Genomic DNA, 19,956 nt, shown 5'->3' with positions numbered 1-19,956 from the left:
GCTGCGGCGCGGGGGCAAGACCGGTCAGGTTTCGCGGAAGGCGCGGTTGAAGTAGTCGGTGAAGGGTTTCACCAGATAGCTCAGCGGCGTGCGGTCGTCGGTGCGGATGAACGCCTCTACCGGCATGCCGGGGACCAGCGCGATCCCGTGGAGCTTTTGCGCCTCGCCCGGTTTCAGTTCGATCTCGGCCCGGTAATAGGGGATATGCGTCACCTCGTCGGTGAACACATCCGCCGACACCTTGGTCACATGCCCGAACAGGTCGGGCGTGGTGCGGGTGGACAGGGCGGGGAACAGCAGTTTCGCATCCTGCCCCACATGCACCTGGTCGATATGCACGGTGGGCACCCGCGCCGCAATCACCAGCGGTCGATCCTGCGGGATGAGGTAGAGCACCGGGTCGGCGGCCCGGATCACCATCCGCGGCGTGGTCACGCGCAGGCCCAGGACCACGCCCGACACCGGCGCGCGGATGTCCAGCCGCGCGATGCGTTCGACCAGCGCGCGGCGGCGTTCGACCAGTTCCAGTTCGCGATAGCCGATGTCGCGCAACTGGGTGCTGGCTTCCTCGCGCCGGGCGGCGGCAAGGCGCAACTGCTCGATCTCGGTTTCGGTGATGCGGCCCTCGGCCTGCGCGCGGTTGGCGGCAAGTTCGCCCACCACGCCTGACAGCCGCGCCTCTTCGCGTTCCAGCGCCAGCACCCGGGCGACCTGCGCCAGACCCTTGTCCAGCAACTGCTGCTGGCTGTCGAGTTCCTGCGCGATCAGTTCGCGCTGGCGGGTCAGCGCGGTGCTTTGCGCGTCGATGCCCACGATCAGGCTGACCGTCTGGGCCTTGCGCTTGTCGAGCTGTTCCAGCTGCTTGCGCAGGGTGTCGGCGCGGGCGTCGAACAGGCGGCGCTGACCCTCCATCAGTTCGGCGACCTCGGGGCGGGCCGCGGCGGCCTCGGTCAGTTCGGGCGCGAAGATGATGGTGTCGAGCGTGTCGCGTTCGGCCTCCAGCCGCCCGCGGCGGGCGAGGATCTCGTAGAACTGGCTTTCGACGATGGCGAGTTCGGATTGCAGCAGCGTGCCGTCGAGCCGCATCAGCACCTCGCCCGCCTGCACCGGCGTGCCTTCGGTGACGAGGATCTCGTCCACGATGCCGCCGTCGGGATGCTGGACGATCTGGCGGTTCAGTTCCACCTCGATCTGGCCCGAGGTGACGATGGCGCCGGAAATCGTCGTCATCATCCCCCAGCCGACCAGCCCGCCCACCAGCGCCGCCGCCGTCAGCAGGCCGAGCGCGAGGGGCTTGCGCACCGACCAGCGGTTGGTTCCGGTACTCATGTCACGCCTCCGGGGCCGGCACTCTTGATGATTTCGGTGTGGTTCTTGACCATTTCGCGCAGCACCACGTCGCGCGGGCCAAAGGCGGTGCGGACACCGTTTTCCAGCACCAGCAGCGTGTCGCATTCCTGGATCGCGGCGGGGCGGTGGGCCATGATCATCACCGCCTGCCCGGCATCCTTCATCGCGCGGATCGCGATGTTGAGCGCCATCGACCCCTCGTTGTCGAGGTTGGAGTTCGGCTCGTCCAGCACCAGAAGGACCGGATCGCCATACATCGCCCGCGCCAGCCCGATACGCTGCAACTGCCCCCCCGACAGGCGCGACCCGATGGCGGCGACGCGCGTGTCATACCCTTGCGGGAACTGCAGGATCATGTCATGCGCCGCGGCCTTGCGGGCGGCGCGCACCACCGCCTCGGGGTCGGGTTCGGACGACAGGCGGGCGATGTTTTCCGCAATCGTGCCGTCGAACAGCGTCACCCTTTGCGGCAGATAGCCCATGTAGCTGCCCAGAACGTCGGGTTCGTAATGTTCCAGCGCGGCGCCATCCAGCCGCACCTTGCCCGCCGCCGGGCGCCAGATGCCGGTGACGGCGCGCGCCAGCGTCGACTTGCCCGCCCCCGAAGGCCCGATCACGCCAAGCGCCTGCCCCGGTTCCAGCCGGAAGCTGACGCCGCGCAGCACCGCCAGCTGTTCGCCCGGGGGCACCACCGACAGGTTCTGCGCCTCGAGGATCGCGCGCGGGCGGGGCAGGGGGGTCAGCGGCTGTTCGGGGGGCACGCGGCTCAGCAGCACCGCCAGCCGCGACCAGCCTTCCTGCGCGCGCTGCACCACCGCCCACTGGCCCACCGCCATCTCGATCGGCGCCAGCGCCCGGCCCAGAAGGATCGACCCCGCGATCATCGCCCCCGCCGTCAGCTCGCCCCGCAGCACCAGCCAGGCGCCCAGGCCCAGCATCGCCGATTGCAGGAACAGCCGCAGCGCCTTGGAGGTCGCCATATAGGCCCCGCCCACATCGGCGGCCTGCATCGAGGCATCGGTCGCCTTCTGCCGCGCCGCCTGCCAGCGGCCGAAGCTGGCGTTGCGCATCCCCAGGCTCTGGATCAGTTCGGCCTCGCCCTTGATCTGGTCGGACATCCGTTCCGCCACCAGCGTCAGGCCGTTCGCATCCGCGATCGGGCGCTTGGTGGTGATCTGGTTGAGGAACGTCACCACGATCAGCAACGCCCCGCCCGCCAGCGCGAGAATCCCCAGCATCGGGTGGAAGATGAAGATCGCGACGATGAACAGCGGCGTCCACGGCAGATCGCACAGCGCCATCAGCACCGGCGAGGCCAGCAGGCGGTGCACGGCCTCCAGATCGCGCTGCGCGGCCAGCGCCACGGGATCGTTGGGCATCACGGCGGTATAGCGGACGGCGGCGGAAAACACCCGCCGGTCCAGCCGGTCCTGGAACCGCGCGCCGATCCGCGCGGTGATGCGCGAGCGCGCGTGATCCAGGATCCCCATCGCCAGGAACAGTGCCGTGACGAGGATGGAAATCGCCACCAGCGTCTCTTCGGACTGCGAGCCCAGAACCCGGTCGTAGATCTGCAACATGTAAAGCGGCCCGGTCAGCATCAGCAGGTTCACCAATGCGCTGAACAGGAACACGGCCAGGAAAAGCCGCCGGTTTTCGCCCCGTGCGGCGCGAAGTTCGGCCAGGCCGCGCGCTGTCTGCTGGTCGCTCATCCGTGGTGCCCAGTGCTGCAATCATGGCACGGCGGGCGGCGGGATTTCACCTGCCGCCCGATCCATCGCCCTATCCGAGTTGCCATTCCCGACGCCTCTGCCTATTTCTATGTCTTTGACCAAACGACCTGACGGGGCCAGTCATTATCGTGGAACATAGAAGCCTGCCGCCGGATTTTCCATCGCTTTCTTCCCGTTTCCGCCGGGGGGCGGCGGGCCTTGTGCTGGCCGGGATGACGGTGCTTGCGGGCTGCGCCGCGCCGCCCGCGCCGGATGTCAACGACCCCTACGAGGCCGCGAATCGCCGCACCCACGAATTCAACCGCAGCCTCGACCGCGCGCTGGTGCGGCCGGCGGCCACCGCCTATGTCACGGTGCTGCCGGCGCCGGTGACGCAGGGGGTGTCGAATTTCGCGGGCAATCTGGGCCTGCCCTCGACGGTGGCGAATGCGCTTTTGCAGGCGCGGTTCGCGGATGCGGCGCACAACACCTCGCGGTTTCTGGTGAACAGCACCATCGGGATCGGGGGACTGTTCGACCCGGCGGGCGCGATGGGCCTGACCGAACGCGAGGCCGATTTCGGCGGCACGCTGCATGCCTGGGGGATGGGCGAGGGGGCCTATCTGGAACTGCCCTTCATCGGCCCCTCGACGGAACGCGACGCGCTCGGCCTTGTCGTCGACACGCTGGCCGATCCGCTGGACCACATGCTGCCCAAGCCGGAACGCTACTACGCCAAGGCGGCGAAAATCGGCTCAAAACTCGGTGATCGGGGCCGTTATGCGGACACTGTGGACTCGATCCTTTATGAAAGCGCCGATAGCTATGCGCAGGCGCGGCTCCTGTATCTGCAGAACCGGCGCTACGAACTCGGACAGGAGGTGAGCGACGATGCGTTCGTTGATCCATACGAGGACATCTATGCGGACTGAACCGACCCGCCGCCAGCTGGTGACGGGCGCTGCGGCCGCGCTGGCGGGGCTTGCCGCCTTCGGTGCGGCGCGTCCGGCCGCGGCGCTGACCGTGAACGAGGCCCGCGGGCTGATCGACCGCGCCATCGGCGAGGTGAACGGCGTCATCAACTCCGGCAAGGCCGAGGGGGCGATGTACCGCGATTTCGAACGCATCTTCGCCACCTATGCCGATGTGCCGACGATCGCGCGTTCGGCGCTCGGCCCGGCGGCGCGCAGCGCCTCGGCCGCCGACCTGCGCGCCTTCACCACGGCTTACCAGTCCTATATCGCGCGCAAATACGGCCGGCGCTTCCGCGAGTTCATCGGCGGCAAGATCGAAGTGACCGATGCGCGGCCGCTGAAATCCTATTTCGAGGTGATCTCGGTGGCGAAACTGCGCGGCGAGGCGCCGTTCGACCTGCGCTGGCATGTGTCGGACCGTTCGGGCAAGCTGCTGTTCTTCAACATCATCATCGAGGGGGTGAACATGCTCGCCTCGGAACGGACGGAAATCGGCGCCATGCTCGACCGCCGCCGCGGCAGCGTCGCCGGGCTGATCGAGGATCTGAAGACCGCCTGACGGCCGCAGGGCAGGTGTCGCGGGCGGCGCCGGGGGCCAGCCCCCGAACCTCCGGGATATTTATCTCACTGTGAAAGGCGGGGGCTCTTCTTTTCGGAAAAAGCGGCGCGGCTTCATCTTTTCCCAAATACTCCGGGGGTCCGGGGGCTGGCCCCCGGCGCCGCCCTTGCCGCCGCGCGAACCGCTCAGGGTTGGCCGCCGATCGTTCCCAGCACCTCGTTCAGGATGCGCTCGGCCAGATCGGGTTCGCGCGCGGGGGCCGCGGGTGCCTCGGCCGGGGGCGGGTTGACCACCGGCGGCGCGCGCGGGGTGGGCACGATCATCGGCAGGGGCCGGGCGGGCAGGCCGTCGTGCACGCGGATCATCACCTCGCGCCAGATCTCTGCCGGAAGGCCGCCGCCGGTGACGCCGGCAAGGGGCGTGTTGTCGTCGTAGCCCATCCAGACGCCGGCCACGTAGTCGGCGGTGAAGCCCACGAACCACGCGTCCCGGGCGGCCTGGGTGGTGCCGGTCTTGCCCGCGGCCTCGCGCCCGGGCAGGCGCGCGCGGGTGCCGGTGCCGGAATTGATCACCTCTGACATCATATAGGTCAGCAGCCGCGCCGCCTGTTCGCTGATCACCCGCTCGCCGATCCCGCCGCCCTGGCCGAAGAGCGGCTTCTTTTCCCCCTGGAGCCGCAGTTCGATCACGCCATAGGGCGTCACCGCGGACCCGCCGTTGAGGATGCCGGCATAGGCGCCGGTCATTTCCAGCAGCGTCGCCTCTGACACGCCGAGCGCGAGCGCGGGCCCGGCGGCAAGATCGCTGTCGATGCCGAAATCGGTGGCCACGCGGCGCACGTTGTCGCGGCCCACGGCCTCGGAAATCCGCACCGCGGCGGTGTTGAGCGAGTGTTTCAGCGCCTCGGTCAGCGGGACGATGCCGCGATAGGTGTTGGTGTAGTTCTTCGGGCTCCACGGCCCCGACCCGCGCACGTTGATCGTCAGCGGCGCGTCCTCGACGAAATCGGCGGGGGAATAGCCCAGGTCCAGCGCCACGGCATAGACGAAGGGTTTGAAGGCCGATCCGGTCTGGCGCATCGCCTGGGTGGCGCGGTTGAAGTCGCCCGCGACCTGCGTCTTGCGCCCGCCCACCATGGCGCGCACCGCCCCGTCGGCGGACATGACCACCACCGCCGCCTGCGCCTTGGACCCGTCCTTGACCTTGGTGGCGAACACATCGGCCAGCGCGGTTTCGGCGGCGCGTTGCAGGTGCTGGTCCAGCGTGGTGTGGATGATCACATCTTCTGTCGTGTCGCGGGCCAGGAAATCGGGCGTGGTTTCCACCACCCAGTCGGCGAAATAGCCGCCCGCGCGGGCCTCTGCGGCCTCTGACAGGCGGGCGGGGTTGGCGCGGGCCTGATCCGCCTCTGCCTTGGTCAGGTAGCCCTGCTGCTGCATCAGGCCGATGATGACATTGGCCCGGCCCTGCGCGCGTTCGAGGCTGCGCGTCGGCGCGTAATAGGAGGGCGCGACCAGAAGCCCCGCCAGCATTGCCGCCTGCGCGGGATCGACCTTGTTGGCCGAGGTGCCGAAATACCGTTGCGCCGCCGCCTCGAACCCGCGCGCACCGGCGCCCAGATAGGCGCGGTTGAGGTAGATCGTCAGGATGTCGTTCTTGGAATACTTCCACTCCATCGCCAGCGCATAGGGCACTTCCTTGATCTTGCGCACCATGCTGCCGCGGCGGCAGTCGGATTCGTATTCGGCCTCGGATTTCCACTGCGCCGGGTCGAAGGCCACGCCGAGGCACAGCAGCTTGGCCACCTGCTGGGTGATGGTCGAGCCGCCGTTGCCCTCGAACGGGCCGCGGCCCTCGGACAGGTTGATGCGGATCGCGCTGGCGATGCCGCGGGGGCTGACGCCGAAATGGCGGTAGAAGCGGCGGTCCTCGGTCGCGACCACGGCGTTGCGCAGATGCGGGCTGACCTGCGTCGCGGTGATCTGGCCGCCGAAGGTTTCGCCGCGCCAGGCGAAGACCTCGCCCTCGTGGTCCAGCAGGGTGACGGAACCGCGGGTGCGCGCATCCAGCAATTCGCTGAGCGGCGGCAGTTGCGTGTAGAAATACCAGGTGACGGTGCCCAGGACCAACGCCACCACCGCCGTGACGCGCCAGGCGATGCCCCAGACCAGCCGCCCGATCCAGCGGAAGAAGCGCGAGACGATCCCCCGCCGCGGCTTGCCCCCGCGGCCCGACCGGCCGCCGCCATTCCCGCGCCCGCCGCCGTTGCCGCCGCCCGTGCGCGCGGCCGTTTTCGGCGCCGAGCGCGTCCTTGCCTTGGTCGTGCCACCGGCCGGCGCGCGGCCTGCGCCGCGCCGTTCCGCCACCAGCGGGGTTCTGCCTGAAGTGCTGCCCATGCGGTCTGTGCCTGCTGCTTTTGCCGCACCATAGCGCGTCGGGGCCGGATTGTGGAGACACCGCGCCGTTTTTTGATGCGCCCATGATTTCATCATTCGCGCCCTGTTGTGCAAAAAATGCGCAGTGTTTCGTGTTTCGCCCCTTCGGCGGGGCGCCGCTGCGTTGTGCTGCGGATGCGAAGGCCCTTTCGTGACGGTGTGGGCCCCGCCCGGGGCCGCCTGCCAGGGAAGGGTGGAGACGTGAAACTCATCATAGCAGCGATCAAGCCGTTCAAGCTCGAGGAGGTGCGCGAGGCGCTCACCGCCATCGGGGTGAGGGGCATGATGGTCACAGAAATCAAGGGCTTCGGCGCGCAATCGGGCCATACCGAAATCTACCGCGGCGCGGAATACGCCGTGAACTTCGTGCCCAAGGTCAAGCTGGAAATCGCCGTCGCCGACGCGATCGCCGACGAGGTGGTCGGCACGATCCGCAGGACCGCGCGCACCGACAAGATCGGCGACGGCAAGATCTTCGTGCTGGATCTGGAACATGCGGTCCGCGTGCGGACGGGCGAAACCGACGACGACGCGCTCTAGGCGGTCATTCTGGGGAAAGAAACATGTCGAACATGACGAAATATCCGGGCCTGGCCGCCGTTCTGGCGGCGCTTGCGGCCCTGCCTGCCTGGGCGCAGGATGCCGCCGAAGCGGTCGAGGAGGTGGCGGAGGCCGCACCGGCGCTCGATACCGGCGATACCGCCTGGATGCTGATTTCCACCGCGCTGGTGCTGTTCATGATCCTGCCCGGGGTGGCGCTGTTCTATGGCGGGCTGGTGCGCACCAAGAACATGCTGTCGATCCTGATGCAGACCACGGCCATCACCGCGATGTGCATGATCATCTATGTCCTTTACGGCTATTCCTTCGCCTTCGGGGGCTCCGACAGCGCCTTCTTCGGCGGCTTCGGCAAGCTGTTCCTGGCGGGGATCGGGCCGGATACGCTGTCGGGCACGATCCCGGAATATGTGTTCGTGTCCTTCCAGATGACCTTCGTCTGCATCACCTCTGCCCTCATCATCGGGGGCTTTGCCGAACGCATCAGGTTCGGCGCGGTGCTGCTGTTCGTGGCGCTGTGGGCGACCTTCGTCTATTTCCCGGTGGCGCATATGGCCTGGGATGCGAACGGCCTTTTCTTCGGGTGGGAGGTGTTCGATTTCGCCGGCGGTACGGTGGTGCACATCAACGCGGGCGTCGCGGCGCTGGTGGGGGCGGTCGTCCTTGGGCCCCGTATCGGCTATGGCAAGGAAAACATGGCGCCGCATTCGCTGACCCTGACGCTGGTGGGGGCCGCGATCCTGTTCGTGGGCTGGTTCGGGTTCAATGCGGGGTCCGCGCTCGGGGCCGGGGCCACGGCGGGGCTGGCGATGATCAACACCTTCACCGCCACCGCGGGCGGGATCCTCGGCTGGGTGCTGGTGGAATACCTGTCGCGCGGCAAGGCGTCGATGCTGGGCGGGGCATCCGGCATGATCGCGGGGCTGGTCGCCATCACCCCGGCGGCGGGCGTCGTCGGGCCGGTGGGCGCGATCTTCCTCGGCGCGATCGCCTCGGCCGTCTGCTACTGGTTCGTGGCGGTGGTGAAGAACAGGCTCGGCTATGACGACAGCCTCGACGTGTTCGGCATCCACTGTATCGGCGGCATCGTCGGCGCGGTCGGTGCGGGCGTCTTCTGCGCGCCGTCGCTCGGCGGGCAGGGCTTCGCGGGCGACCGCGGCATGGCCGAACAGGTCATCTATCAGGTCATGGCGGTGGGCGTCACCATCCTCTGGTGCGCGGTCGTGTCCTTCATCCTGTTCAAGATCGTGGGGCTGGTCATGGGCGGCCTGCGCGTCACCCCCGAGGCGGAACGCGAGGGGCTGGACCTGACGGCGCATGGCGAACGCGCCTATCACTACTGACGTGAAAGGGCCCGGGGTTTCCCCCGGGCCCCGTTTCCTCGCGGCCGCCGGGTCAGAGAACCGCCGCCACCGCCCGCGCCAGCACCGGCACCGTGGCGCTGTTCAGCCCCGCGATGTTGATGCGGCTGTCGCCCACCATGTAGATGCCGAATTCGGTGCGCAGCCGGTCCACCTGCGATTCCGTCAGCCCGAGGCGGGAAAACATCCCCCGGTGCCGCGCCACGAAGTCGAAGCGGTCGGAATTGGTGGCCTTGCGCAGCTCCTCCGCCAGCTGGGTCCGCAGGCGCAGCATGGTCAGCCGCGTCTCCTCCAGTTCCGCCTTCCAGTCGGCGGTCAGGTCCGCGTCCTGAAGGATCGTCATCACCACCCGCGTGCCGTGATCGGGCGGGAAGGAATAGGTCTGCCGGTTGAGGAAGTTGAGGTTCGCCTGCGCCACCTGCGTCTGGCCGGCATCGGCCGATACCGCGATCAGGATCCCCGCGCGGTCGCGGTAGATGCCGAAGTTCTTGGAACAGGACGCCGCGATCAGCAATTCCGGGAAGGCCGCCGCGACGGCCCGGGTCGCCGCCGCATCATCCTCCAGCCCGTCGCCGAAGCCCTGATAGGCCAGATCCACCAGCGGCAGCGCGCCCTGCGCCTTGAGGATGGCGATCACCTTTTGCCACTGATCCGCCGTCAGGTTCGCCCCGGTCGGGTTGTGGCAGCAGCCATGCAGCAGCACCACGTCGCCCGCCTTCACGCGGCCCAGATCCTCGGTCAGCCCGGCGAAATCGACCTCGCCCGCCGCCTCGTCGAAGTATCGGTATTCGGCGACCGGCAGGCCGACGAATTTGATGATCGAGATATGGTTGCCCCAGGTCGGGCGCGACACCCAGACCGTCGCGCCGGGGTTCGCCATCTTGGCCAGATCGACGGCCAGCCGCACCGCCCCGGTGCCGCCCGGCGTGGCGATCGACGACAGCCGTGCATCATCCACCGCATCGCCCAGGATCAGCCGGCGCATGGTGCCGTTGTAGCCCGGATCGCCGGTCAGCGCGGTATAGGTCTTGGTGTCCTGCGTTTCCCAGATGCGCTTTTCCGCGGCCTTGACCGCGCGCATCACCGGGGTCAGCCCCGTCGGATCCTTGTAGACGCCCACGCCCAGGTCGATCTTGTCGGCCCGGGGGTCGTCCTTGAACATCTGGATCAGTTGCAGGATCTTGTCCGCCGGCTGCGGCCTCAGTGCTTCCAACATAGGTGTCGTCACCCCTTTTCGACCCGCAGGTCGTTGTACATGCCCCATTCCGCCCACGACCCGTCGTAAAGCGCGTGGTTCCGGTGGCCCATGCGTTCCAGCGCGAGGTTCAGCACCGCCGCCGTCACGCCCGATCCGCAGGTGGTGATCACGGGCTTCGCCAGATCCGCGCCCGCGCCCTCGAACAGCGCGCGCAGCGCCGCCGGGTCCTTCATCGTGCCGTCGGGGTTCAGCACGGCGTCCCAGGGCACGTTCTTCGCGCCCGGAATATGGCCCGCGCGCAGGCCGGGGCGGGGTTCGGGCTCTTCGCCGCGGAACCGGCCGGCCGGGCGCGCATCGACGATGGCATGATCGCCCAGTTTCGAGGCCGCGGCGACCTGCGTCACGTCCTTCACCAGCCCGGCCTGCCGCTGCACGGTGATATGGCGGTCGCGCAGGATGGGGGGCATGTCTTCCAGCTCGCGCCCCTCGGCCTTCCACTTCGGCAGCCCGCCATCCAGCACCGCGACATCGGTCTTGCCCATCAGGCGGAAGGTCCACCAGACGCGGGCGGCGGAAAAGAGGCCCATGCCGTCATAGACCACCACCTGATGTCCGTCGCCCACGCCCATCGCGCGCATGCGGCTGATGAACTTTTCCACCGGCGGGGCCATGTGGGGCAGGTCGGACCGCGTGTCGGAAATCTCGTCGATGTCGAAGAACCGCGCGCCGGGGATATGGCCCGCGTCGTATTCGGCCCGGGCGTCGCGCCCCATCGCGGGCAGATACCAGGACGCATCCAGCACCCGCAGGTCGGGGTCTTTCAGATGCGCCTCCAGCCAGGCGGTGGACACGAGCGTTCTGGGGTCGTCGGCGGACATGGCTGCGGCTCCCTTCCTTTGGTCCACCCATAGCGGGGGCGCCCGGCGAAGGGAAGGGGGGCGTCCCCCGCCGAGGGTACGCACACCCGGCGCTTGGCCCGGCGGAAAGTGCGGGGGCCTCCGGCGGGGATATTTAAGTCCAGCCTGAAGAGCAGGTCGCTCTCCATTCCGAAAGCACGCTGTTCTTCAGGCTGGCACAAATATCCCGGGGGTCCGGGGGCTGGCCCCCGGCGCTGTCCTTCCCGCCGGGCCATCCGGCAGAAGGGAAACCCCCGCCCCCGGGGGTCAGCCCTGCTTGAGCAGCCGCTGTTTCTGCCGGTTCCAGTCGCGCTTGGCTTCGGTGTCGCGCTTGTCGGCGACCTTCTTGCCCTTGGCGATGCCGATCTTCAGCTTCACGATGCCGCGGTCGTTGAAATACATCGACAGCGGCACCAGCGTCATCCCCTCGCGCGCGGTGGCGTTCCAGAGCCGCGAAAGCTCGCGCTTGCTGACCAGCAGCTTGCGCCGGCGCCGTTCCTCGTGCCCGAAGACCCCGGCTTGTTGCAGCGTGGCGATATAGCCGTTGATCAGCCACAACTCGCCGTTTTCCACCGAGGCATAGCTTTCCGCGATGTTCGACTGCCCGGTGCGCAGCGCCTTGACCTCGGACCCCGTGAGGATGATCCCCGCTTCCAGATCGTCCTCGATGAAATAGTCGAACCGCGCGCGGCGGTTTTCCGCGATCAGTCTGGAATTGGGGTCGGATTTCTTGGTCATGATCGCCCCGAAATAGTCATGCCCCGCCCGCCTGTCCAGCCCGGTGCGGCATTCCCGTGAAGGTTCGTGCGGGCGGTGCCGCCGGGGCAACGCCTCTGTCATCGCGCCTTCGCCGGGGGGGCGAGCCTACCGCCCCGCCAGCAGGCGGGTCAGCCGCACCGGGGCGGCCGAACGGTCGGCACGGGCCTGATAGATTGCCAGCGCCTCTGCCACGCGCATGATATAGGTGCGGGTTTCCGCGAAGGGGACATGTTCCACCCAGTCCACCGGATCGGCCTGCGGATGGCGCGGGTCGCCCAGATCCGCGATCCAGGCCCGCGGCCGCCCCGGCCCGGCGTTGTAGCCCGCCGCGACCAGTGCCAGCGCAGAACCGAATTCGTCGGTCAGTTGCGCCAGATAGGCCGCACCCAGCCGCGCATTGTGGGCCGGATCGTCCAGCCGCGCGGCGTCATGGGCGATGCCCAGTTTGCGCGCCATCAGTTCCGCCGTGCCCGGCATCACCTGCATCAGCCCGCGCGCGCCGGCGGGGCTGCGCGCGGCGGGGTCGAATTCGCTTTCCCGCCGGGCGATGGCCATGGCAAGGGGGCGCGGCACGGCCAGCCCCTCGGGCAGCAGCGCGGGTTCGGGGAACAGCGCGGCGGGCAGCGTCACCCCGCGCGCGGCGGCCTGTTTGGCGACCAGAACGGCGATGTTGGGCGCCCCCAGATCCAGCGCGAAACCCGCGAGCTGTGCGAGCCCCGCATCGTCCAGCCCCTCGGCCAGATGCAGCAGGAAACGGCGCGCCTGCCCGACCTCGCCCGCGCGGTACAAAAGCAGCGCCGCCTCGAACACCGACGACGACAGGAACCCCGCCTGCCGCCAGTCGGGCAACGCCGGCGGGGCGGCCAGCGCGGGGGCCATCGGATGGTCCAGCCGTTCGGCGGCCAGAAGGCCGTAATAGGTCGACATCTCCGCCGCCGCGCGCGCATAGGCCGCCTGCGCCTCGGTGTCCTGCCCCAGGGCCTCCAGCGCGCGGCCTTCCCAATAGGCGGCGCGGGCGGTGCTGATCGGGCTGGTGACGCCCGCCGCCAGCCGCCGGAAATGCGCCAGCGCCGTGGCCGGATCGGCCCGCTTGCGCAGCGCGATATATCCGGCGAGGAATTCGAGTTCCGCGAAATCCGCCCCGGCGGTCAGATGATGGCCCGCGGCGACTCGATAGGCCGTCCCCACCTCGCCCGCCTGCATCAGCGCACGGGCAAGCCCGGTGCGGCGCGCGGCCCAGGCATCGGGGCGGCCCAGACGGTCGGCGCTGTCCGACCGTTCCACGATCAGCGCCGCCGCATCCGCCTGCCGCCCCTTGCGCAGCCGCCATTCGAACCGGGCATGGGCCAGCCCCGGATCGCCGGCCAGATCGGGGGGCACCAGTGCTATGAACCCGTCCACCCCCGCCGCATCGGCGGCCAGCGCCAGCCTAGCGCGGGCCAGATGCTGCCAGCCCTCGGGGACGAAGGGGATCAGGCGTTCGGCCTCCGGCGCGCGGCCGCGCCAGAGCAGGTGATCCATCCGCGTGGTGTGATGCGCTGCAAGCGCGGGTCCGGCCAGCAGCAGCATGGCGGCCTGTTCGTCGGCGGTGAAGGGCAACTCGGCCCAGGCGGCGGCGGCCACGGCATCGGCGCGCGTATCCTGCCCCGCCGCGCGCAATGCCCGCACCAGCGCCAGCGCGCCTTCCGCCGTCTGCGGCGCGGTATCGGCGAACCAGGCGATCACGCGCGCCGGTGTTTGCGACCGCGCCACCGCCGCCTCGCCCCGGCGGCGCAGCAGGTCCAGCCCCGGCCAGTCCGCGCGCCGGGCCACGAATGCCTCGTAATCCCCCAACCGCCCCTCGCCCGCGCGCAGGCGCATCCATTCCACGATATCGGCGGCCAGCGGGCCGAGCGGTTGCGCCGCCTCTGCCGCGGCGGCCCAGTCCTGCGCCGCCGCGCGCGCCATCGCCCTTGCCAGGGGCGCATCCTGCGCGGGGGCGGCGGGCGCGGACGACAGGGCAAGGGCGGCGGCAAGGATCGGGGCGAACAGAAGGGCGGTGCGCATGGCGCGATCCTGCGTCAGAGGCCCCCCCGGGGGCAACACACAAACCCGCCAGCGTCCCGCTTGGCCCCGCTTGGCAAGGCCGTGGCCAAGGGATAGGAACGGCCTGTCACACCCGGGCGAGTCAGCCCGAAACCGAGGAGAAGCGTGTCATGATCAAAGGGTCCATTCCTGCCCTGGTGACGCCGTTCAAGAACGGCGAGCTGGATCTGGACACGCTGAAGAAACTCGTCGAATGGCAGATCGAACAGGGCTCTGCCGGGCTTGTCCCGGTGGGCACCACGGGCGAAAGCCCGACGCTCAGCCACGAGGAACATGAAACCGTCATCGAGGTGGTGGTCAGGGCCGCCGCCGGGCGCGTGCCGGTGATCGCCGGGGCCGGGTCCAACAACACCGCCGAGGGCATCCGCCTGATCCGCCATGCCGAACGGGTGGGGGCCAGCGCCGCGCTGGTGGTGACGCCCTATTACAACAAACCCACCCAGGCCGGGCTGATCGCGCATTTCACCGCGGTGCACGACTGCTGCGCCCTGCCGATCGTCATCTACAACATCCCCGGCCGGTCGGTCGTCGACATGACGCCGGAAACCATGGGCGAACTGGCCAGGCTGCCGCGCATCATCGGCGTCAAGGACGCCACCGGCAGGATCGAGCGGGTCAGCCAGCAGCGCCAGACCTGCGGCAAGGATTTCATCCAGCTGTCGGGCGAGGATGCGACCGCGCTCGGCTTCAACGCGCATGGGGGCGTGGGCTGCATTTCCGTCACCGCGAACGTGGCGCCCCGGCTGTGCGCCGAATTCCAGGCGGCGACGCTGGCGGGCGACTATGCGAAGGCGCTGGAATACCAGGACCTGCTGATGCCGCTGCACGAGGCGATCTTCCTCGAACCGGGGCTGGCGGGGGCGAAATACGGCCTGTCGCTGCTCGGCCGCTGCACCGAGGATGTGCGCCTGCCGCTGGTCGGGCTGACCGAGGCGACCAAGGCCCGCATCCGCGCGGCAATGGTGCATGCGAGGCTGCTGAACTGACCCCCGCGGGCAACCTGCGCGGCAGTCTGCTGATGACGGCCGCGATGGCGGGATTCACGGCGGAGGACATGTTCCTCAAGGCCGCGGTCGCCGCGGGCGTGCCGACGGGCCAGTGCCTGATGATCATGGGGGTGGCGGGGGCGGTGCTGTTCGCGGCGCTGTGCCTGCGGCAGGGCGCGGGGCCGCTGCACCCGGCGATGGTCGGCCCGCCGATGCTGGCGCGGTCGGCGCTGGAAATCGCCGGGCGGCTGTTCCATGCGCTGGCGATCGCGATGGTGCCCTTTGCGCTGACCTCGGCGATATTGCAGGCGACGCCGCTGGTGGTGCTGGCGGGGGCGGCGCTGATCTTCGGCGAAACCGTGGGCTGGCGGCGCTGGCTGGCCGTCGCGGTGGGTTTCGCGGGCGTGCTGGTGATCCTGCGGCCGGGGGTGGAGGGGTTCGACCTTCTGTCGCTGCTGGCGGTTGCGGGCATGGCCGGTTTTGCGGGCCGCGATCTGGCGACGCGGGCCGCGCCCGCCACGCTGTCGAACATGCAGCTGGGGGTTCTGGGCTTTGCCATGCTGACGGTGGCGGGCGCGCTGATCCTGGGCTGGACCGGCGGGGCGGTGCTGCCCGATGCCCGCGGTGCGGCGCTGGTCGCGGGGATGACGCTGGCCGGGGTCTTCAGCTATGCCATGCTGACCGCCGCGATGCGGATGGGCGAGATGTCGGTCGTCGCCCCCTTCCGCTATACCCGGCTGGTGTTCGCGCTGGTGGTCGCGGTGGCGGTGTTCGGCGAACGGCTCGACGCGCCGATGCTGGCGGGGGCGGCGCTGATCGTGGGCAGCGGGCTCTACACCCTGTTCCGCAGCCGCCGCCTTGCGCGGCGCTAGGCGGATCGCCCCCGCGCTGTCGGGCGAAGGCATGTGCCGTCGCCGCATCTTGGGGGTTGAGCTTGTCCGGCCTGCGGGGCGGTAACGCTTGCGGCGCGGGGCGGCGCGGCCTACATCTGGGCCATGCGCCGCTTCATCCCCTTTCTGCCCCGGGTTCCGCTCGTTCCCGTGATCCGCCTGACCGGCGCCATCGGCGGGGGCGCGCGCCTTGGCGGGGGCGGCATGTCCGACGCCGCGCTCGCCCCGGTGATCGAGCGCGCCTTCGCCCTGCGCGGGGTGACGGCGGTGGCGCTGGCGGTCAATTCGCCCGGCGGCTCGCCGGTGCAAAGCTCGCTGATCGCGGCGCGGATCCGGCGGCTGGCCGACGAAAAGAAGATCCCCGTCCATGCCTTTGTCGAGGATGCGGCGGCATCGGGCGGCTATTGGCTGGCCTGCGCGGCGGATCACATCTGGGTGGACGACTGTTCGCTCGTCGGCTCCATCGGGGTGATCTCGGCGTCTTTCGGCCTGCCGGAGTTTCTGGCCCGCAACGGGGTGGAGCGGCGGGTGCATACCGCGGGCCGGTCGAAAAGCCTGGGCGACCCGTTCCTGCCCGAAAAGCCCGAGGACGTGGCGCGGCTGCGTGCGATCCTCGACCCGATCCACGACGCCTTCATCGCCCATGTCCGGGCGCGCCGGGGCGACCGGCTGAAGGCGGATGTGGATTATTTCCAGGGCGATGTCTGGGTCGGTGCGCGGGCGGTGGATCTGGGTCTGGCCGACGGGCCGGGGCATCTGGCGCCCAAGCTGCGCGCGCTTTACGGCGACAAGACGCGCTTCCTGCCGCTTGGCCAGCGCCGCCCCTTCTGGCGCCGCTTCGGGATCGAGGGGGCCGCCGCCCGGATGGGGGCAGAGGCCGTGACCGCCGCGCTGGACGCGGCAGAGGAACGCGCCGCCTGGGCGCGACTGGGGCTCTGACATGCTGGTCAAGATCATCATCCTGTTCCTGATCGGCATGGCGGTGCTGGCGATGTTCGGCCGGTTGCGGATCCCCGGGCGCGGCAAGGGCGCGAAGAAGAAGCGCCCGGCCAGCTGCCCCCGCTGCGGGCGCTATCTGATCGGCAAGGGCCCCTGCGACTGCACCGTGGGCCGGGGCTGACCATGCGGGCACTGGTGACGGGCGCGGGGCGCAGGCTGGGGCGGGCGATGGCGCTGTATCTGGCCGGGCGCGGCCATGACGTGGCGGTGCATTACGCCACCTCGCAGCCCGAGGCAGAGGCCGTGGCGGGTGAAATCCGCGCCATGGGCCGCCGCGCCGTGGCGATCCACGCCGACCTGCTGGACGAGGCGCAGGTGCAGGCGTTGGTTCCCCGCGCCATCGCCGCGCTGGAAGGGCCGCTGACCGTGCTGGTCAACAACGCCTCGATCTTCGAACATGACCGCATGGGGGGCCTGACCCGCCAAAGCTGGGACCGGCACATGGAATCGAACCTGCGCGCGCCGGTGGTGCTGACGGAACGGTTCGCCGCGCAGGGGCTGGCGGCGGTGCAGGACGGGGGGGGCGAGCCGCTGGCGACCGGCCTTGTCGTCAACATGATCGACCAGCGCGTGCTGAAACCGACGCCGGAATTCATGTCCTACACCATCGCCAAGATGGGGCTCTGGGCCTTTACCCGCACGGCGGCGCAGGCGCTTGCCCCCGCGATCCGCGTCAACGCCATCGGCCCCGGGCCCACCTTGCAGGGCGGGCGGCAGTCGGCCAGCCATTTCGCCCGCCAGCGCGCGGCCACCATCCTCGGCCGCGGGGCGAACCCGGCCGACATCACCGCGGCGCTCGGCTATCTGCTGGATGCGCCGGCGGTGACGGGGCAACTGATCTGCGTCGACGGGGGCCAGCACCTGGGCTGGCAGACCCCCGATGTGCTGGGGGTGGAGTGACACGGCGTCACCCTTCCGTCTGCGGGACTTGACTTGTCCACCGGAGCCCTCGCAGTCACGGATGCGTTACGATTCTGTCAGGATGATCAGATGTTTGGCAGGGCCCGGAAAAAATCCACAGCAAAAACAGCGCATTATCGCTGTGCCCAAAATTTGGGCAGTTCGATGAAACCTGCCGGATTCAAGGGAAAATCCCCGATGCCCGGCGCTTTCCCCCAGAGTTGTCCACAGATTCCGTGGACAGCTTTCCCCTTGCCGCAGCCGCGATAAGATTGCAGCCACCCCACGGGAATCGACGATGGATGACACCCCCCTGCCACAGCCCCTCACGGGCCATGCGCTGATCGCCGACGAGGTGCGCCGGCTCGACGGCTCGCCCGGCGTCTACCGCATGCTGAACGCGGCGAACGAGGTGCTCTATGTCGGCAAGGCGCGCAACCTGAAGGCGCGGGTGTCGAACTATGCCCGACCCACGGGGCATTCGGGGCGCATCGCCCGGATGATCCGCGAAACCGCGGCGATGATGTTCCTGACCACGCGCACGGAGACCGAGGCGCTGCTGCTGGAACAGAACCTCATCAAGCAGCTGAAGCCGCGCTACAACGTGCTGTTGCGCGACGACAAGTCGTTTCCGAACATCCTGATCGGCACCGCCCATCCCTTTCCCCAGATCGGCAAGCATCGCGGCAAGCGGTCCGCGCCGGGCCATTACTACGGCCCCTTCGCCAGCGCGGGGGCGGTGAACCGGACGCTGAACCAGTTGCAGCGCGTGTTCCTGCTGCGGACCTGTTCGGATGCGACCTTTTCCAGCCGCACCCGGCCCTGCCTGCTCTACCAGATCAAACGCTGTTCGGCGCCCTGCACCGGCCTGATCTCTGAACCCGACTATGCCGGGCTGGTCGAGGACGCGCGGCGGTTCCTCGAAGGCCGCACGACGCATGTGCAGGCGGAACTGGCGGCACAGATGCAGGCGGCATCCGACGCGATGGAATTCGAACGCGCCGCGGCGCTGCGCGACCGGATCAAGGCGCTGACCGCGGTGCAGCAGACGCAGGGCATCAACCCCCGCGGCGTGGCCGAGGCCGATGTGATCGCGGTGCATGCCGAAGGCGGGCAGGCCTGCGTGCAGGTGTTCTTCATCCGCGCCAATCAAAGCTGGGGCAACCGCGATTTCTATCCCCGCACCGGCGCGGGGGCGGAAGAACCCGAGATCCTTCAGGCCTTCCTCGCCCAGTTCTACGACGACAAGCCGCCGCCGCGGCTGATCCTGCTGTCGCATCCCGTGGAAGACCCCGACCTGCTGGCGCAACTGCTGTCGGACCGCGCCGGGCGCAGGGTCGAACTCGCCGTGCCGCAGCGGGGCGAAAAGGCCGAACTGGTGGAAAACGCCGCCCGCAACGCGCGCGAAAGCCTTGCCCGGCGGCTGGCGGAATCGACGGCGCAGGCGAAGCTGCTGGAAGGGCTGGCCGAGGCATTCGGCCTCGACGCCCCGCCCCGGCGGATCGAGGTCTACGACAACTCGCACATCATGGGCACCAACGCGGTGGGCGGCATGATCGTCGCCGGGCCCGAGGGGCTGATGAAGGGCGAATACCGCAAGTTCAACATCAAGGGGACGGAAATCGCGCCGGGCGACGACTTCGGCATGATGAAAGAGGTGCTGACCCGCCGGTTCGAACGCCTGCTGAAGGACGACCCCGACCGCGAAAGCCCCGCCTGGCCGGATCTTCTGTTGATCGACGGCGGCGCGGGGCAGGTGTCGGCGGTGGCCGAGGTGCTGGCGGGATTGGGGGTCGACGACGTGCCCTTCGTCGGCGTCGCCAAGGGCGTGGACCGCGACCACGGCAAGGAGGAATTCCACCGCCCCGGCCAGCGCCCCTTCGCCCTGCCGCGCAACCACCCGGTGCTCTACTTCGTCCAGCGCCTGCGCGACGAGGCCCACCGCTTCGCCATCGGCGCCCACCGGGCGAAACGCGCCAAGGCCGTGGGGGCGACGCCGCTGGACGAAATCCCCGGCATCGGGGCGGCGCGCAAACGCGCGCTGCTGGCGCATTTCGGCTCGGCCAAGGCGGTCAGCCGCGCCGGGCTCGATGACCTCAAGGCCGCGCCGGGGATATCGGAGGCGATGGCGCGCACGATCCACGACTTCTTCCACGACCGCTGAGCCATGTCCGGCGATGATTGCGACCGGGCGCCGGCGCGAGATATAGGTTTCCCCTAGGTCATGTTGACAAATGGCGGAGCCAGAGGCGGATCGACGTGATGTCGATGAAGCCCAGGAAGCTTTCGGCGGT

17 protein-coding genes are annotated in these 19,956 nt (G+C 69.2%); 10 read left to right on the top strand and 7 right to left on the bottom strand.

Annotated features, from left to right (window positions below):
* Positions 1-24: 24 nt before the first annotated feature.
* Positions 25-1,329, bottom strand: coding sequence for an HlyD family type I secretion periplasmic adaptor subunit (locus RGD00_RS10510; protein WP_310457279.1), 1,305 nt, complete (start codon positions 1,327-1,329; stop codon positions 25-27).
* Positions 1,326-3,062, bottom strand: coding sequence for a type I secretion system permease/ATPase (locus tag RGD00_RS10505; RefSeq protein WP_310457278.1), 1,737 nt, complete (start codon positions 3,060-3,062; stop codon positions 1,326-1,328). Before RGD00_RS10505 ends, RGD00_RS10510 begins: the two co-directional genes overlap by 4 nt.
* A 149-nt stretch (positions 3,063-3,211) precedes the next feature.
* On the opposite strand from RGD00_RS10505, the gene RGD00_RS10500 reads away from it, so the two are divergent.
* On the top strand, positions 3,212-3,994 hold the full coding sequence (locus tag RGD00_RS10500) for an MlaA family lipoprotein (protein ID WP_310457277.1): 783 nt from the start codon (positions 3,212-3,214) through the stop codon (positions 3,992-3,994).
* Positions 3,984-4,595 (top strand): MlaC/ttg2D family ABC transporter substrate-binding protein, encoded by a 612-nt coding sequence (locus RGD00_RS10495; RefSeq protein WP_310457276.1) that lies wholly within the window; start codon positions 3,984-3,986, stop codon positions 4,593-4,595. The genes RGD00_RS10500 and RGD00_RS10495 overlap by 11 nt, the downstream gene beginning before the upstream one ends.
* Positions 4,596-4,780: 185 nt before the next feature.
* Here RGD00_RS10495 and RGD00_RS10490 read toward each other — a convergent pair whose 3' ends face one another.
* Positions 4,781-6,991 (bottom strand): transglycosylase domain-containing protein, encoded by a 2,211-nt coding sequence (locus RGD00_RS10490; protein WP_310457275.1) that lies wholly within the window; start codon positions 6,989-6,991, stop codon positions 4,781-4,783.
* A 240-nt stretch (positions 6,992-7,231) separates the two neighbouring features.
* Here RGD00_RS10490 and RGD00_RS10485 point away from each other — a divergent pair, with 240 nt between their 5' ends.
* Entirely contained in the window at positions 7,232-7,570 is a 339-nt protein-coding gene (locus RGD00_RS10485) for a P-II family nitrogen regulator (protein WP_310457274.1), read from the top strand.
* Between the two features lie 23 nt (positions 7,571-7,593).
* A complete protein-coding gene (locus tag RGD00_RS10480) occupies positions 7,594-8,931 on the top strand; it encodes an ammonium transporter (RefSeq protein ID WP_310457273.1) in 1,338 nt (445 codons plus the stop codon).
* Positions 8,932-8,983: 52 nt separating this feature from the next.
* On the opposite strand, the gene RGD00_RS10475 is transcribed toward RGD00_RS10480, so the two are convergent.
* From RGD00_RS10475 to RGD00_RS10460, 4 genes are all read right to left on the bottom strand, one after another.
* On the bottom strand, positions 8,984-10,165 hold the full coding sequence (locus RGD00_RS10475) for an amino acid aminotransferase (protein ID WP_310457272.1): 1,182 nt from the start codon (positions 10,163-10,165) through the stop codon (positions 8,984-8,986).
* 8 nt (positions 10,166-10,173) lie between these two features.
* Positions 10,174-11,025 carry a 3-mercaptopyruvate sulfurtransferase gene (sseA, locus tag RGD00_RS10470; RefSeq protein WP_310457271.1) on the bottom strand — a complete coding sequence of 284 codons (852 nt, stop codon included), beginning with the start codon at positions 11,023-11,025 and terminating at the stop codon, positions 10,174-10,176.
* A gap of 285 nt (positions 11,026-11,310) precedes the next feature.
* Positions 11,311-11,781 (bottom strand): SsrA-binding protein SmpB, encoded by a 471-nt coding sequence (smpB, locus tag RGD00_RS10465; RefSeq protein ID WP_310457375.1) that lies wholly within the window; start codon positions 11,779-11,781, stop codon positions 11,311-11,313.
* A gap of 126 nt (positions 11,782-11,907) precedes the next feature.
* Positions 11,908-13,848, bottom strand: coding sequence for a lytic transglycosylase domain-containing protein (locus tag RGD00_RS10460; RefSeq protein ID WP_310457270.1), 1,941 nt, complete (start codon positions 13,846-13,848; stop codon positions 11,908-11,910).
* Between the two features lie 149 nt (positions 13,849-13,997).
* Here RGD00_RS10460 and dapA point away from each other — a divergent pair, with 149 nt between their 5' ends.
* From dapA to uvrC, 6 genes are all read left to right on the top strand, one after another.
* Positions 13,998-14,873 carry a 4-hydroxy-tetrahydrodipicolinate synthase gene (gene dapA, locus RGD00_RS10455; RefSeq protein ID WP_310457269.1) on the top strand — a complete coding sequence of 292 codons (876 nt, stop codon included), beginning with the start codon at positions 13,998-14,000 and terminating at the stop codon, positions 14,871-14,873.
* Positions 14,870-15,745: a DMT family transporter gene (locus tag RGD00_RS10450; protein WP_486662749.1), complete on the top strand. Its 876-nt coding sequence runs from the start codon at positions 14,870-14,872 to the stop codon at positions 15,743-15,745. The genes dapA and RGD00_RS10450 overlap by 4 nt, the downstream gene beginning before the upstream one ends.
* Before the next feature lie 123 nt (positions 15,746-15,868).
* Positions 15,869-16,702, top strand: coding sequence for a S49 family peptidase (locus RGD00_RS10445; RefSeq protein WP_310457267.1), 834 nt, complete (start codon positions 15,869-15,871; stop codon positions 16,700-16,702).
* 1 nt (position 16,703) lies between these two features.
* On the top strand, positions 16,704-16,883 hold the full coding sequence (locus RGD00_RS10440; protein ID WP_310457266.1) for a hypothetical protein: 180 nt from the start codon (positions 16,704-16,706) through the stop codon (positions 16,881-16,883).
* 2 nt (positions 16,884-16,885) lie between these two features.
* On the top strand, positions 16,886-17,662 hold the full coding sequence (locus RGD00_RS10435; protein ID WP_310457265.1) for an SDR family oxidoreductase: 777 nt from the start codon (positions 16,886-16,888) through the stop codon (positions 17,660-17,662).
* Between the two features lie 298 nt (positions 17,663-17,960).
* A complete protein-coding gene (uvrC, locus tag RGD00_RS10430; RefSeq protein ID WP_310457264.1) occupies positions 17,961-19,826 on the top strand; it encodes an excinuclease ABC subunit UvrC in 1,866 nt (621 codons plus the stop codon).
* Positions 19,827-19,956: the final 130 nt, after the last annotated feature.

Origin of the sequence: Ruixingdingia sedimenti, from assembly GCF_031432425.1 — a bacterium.
In the GTDB taxonomy this organism is placed as follows: domain Bacteria; phylum Pseudomonadota; class Alphaproteobacteria; order Rhodobacterales; family Rhodobacteraceae; genus Ruixingdingia; species Ruixingdingia sedimenti.
The sequence above is the reverse complement of the archived record's forward strand: the minus strand, read 5'-3'. Positions and strand labels throughout refer to the sequence as shown.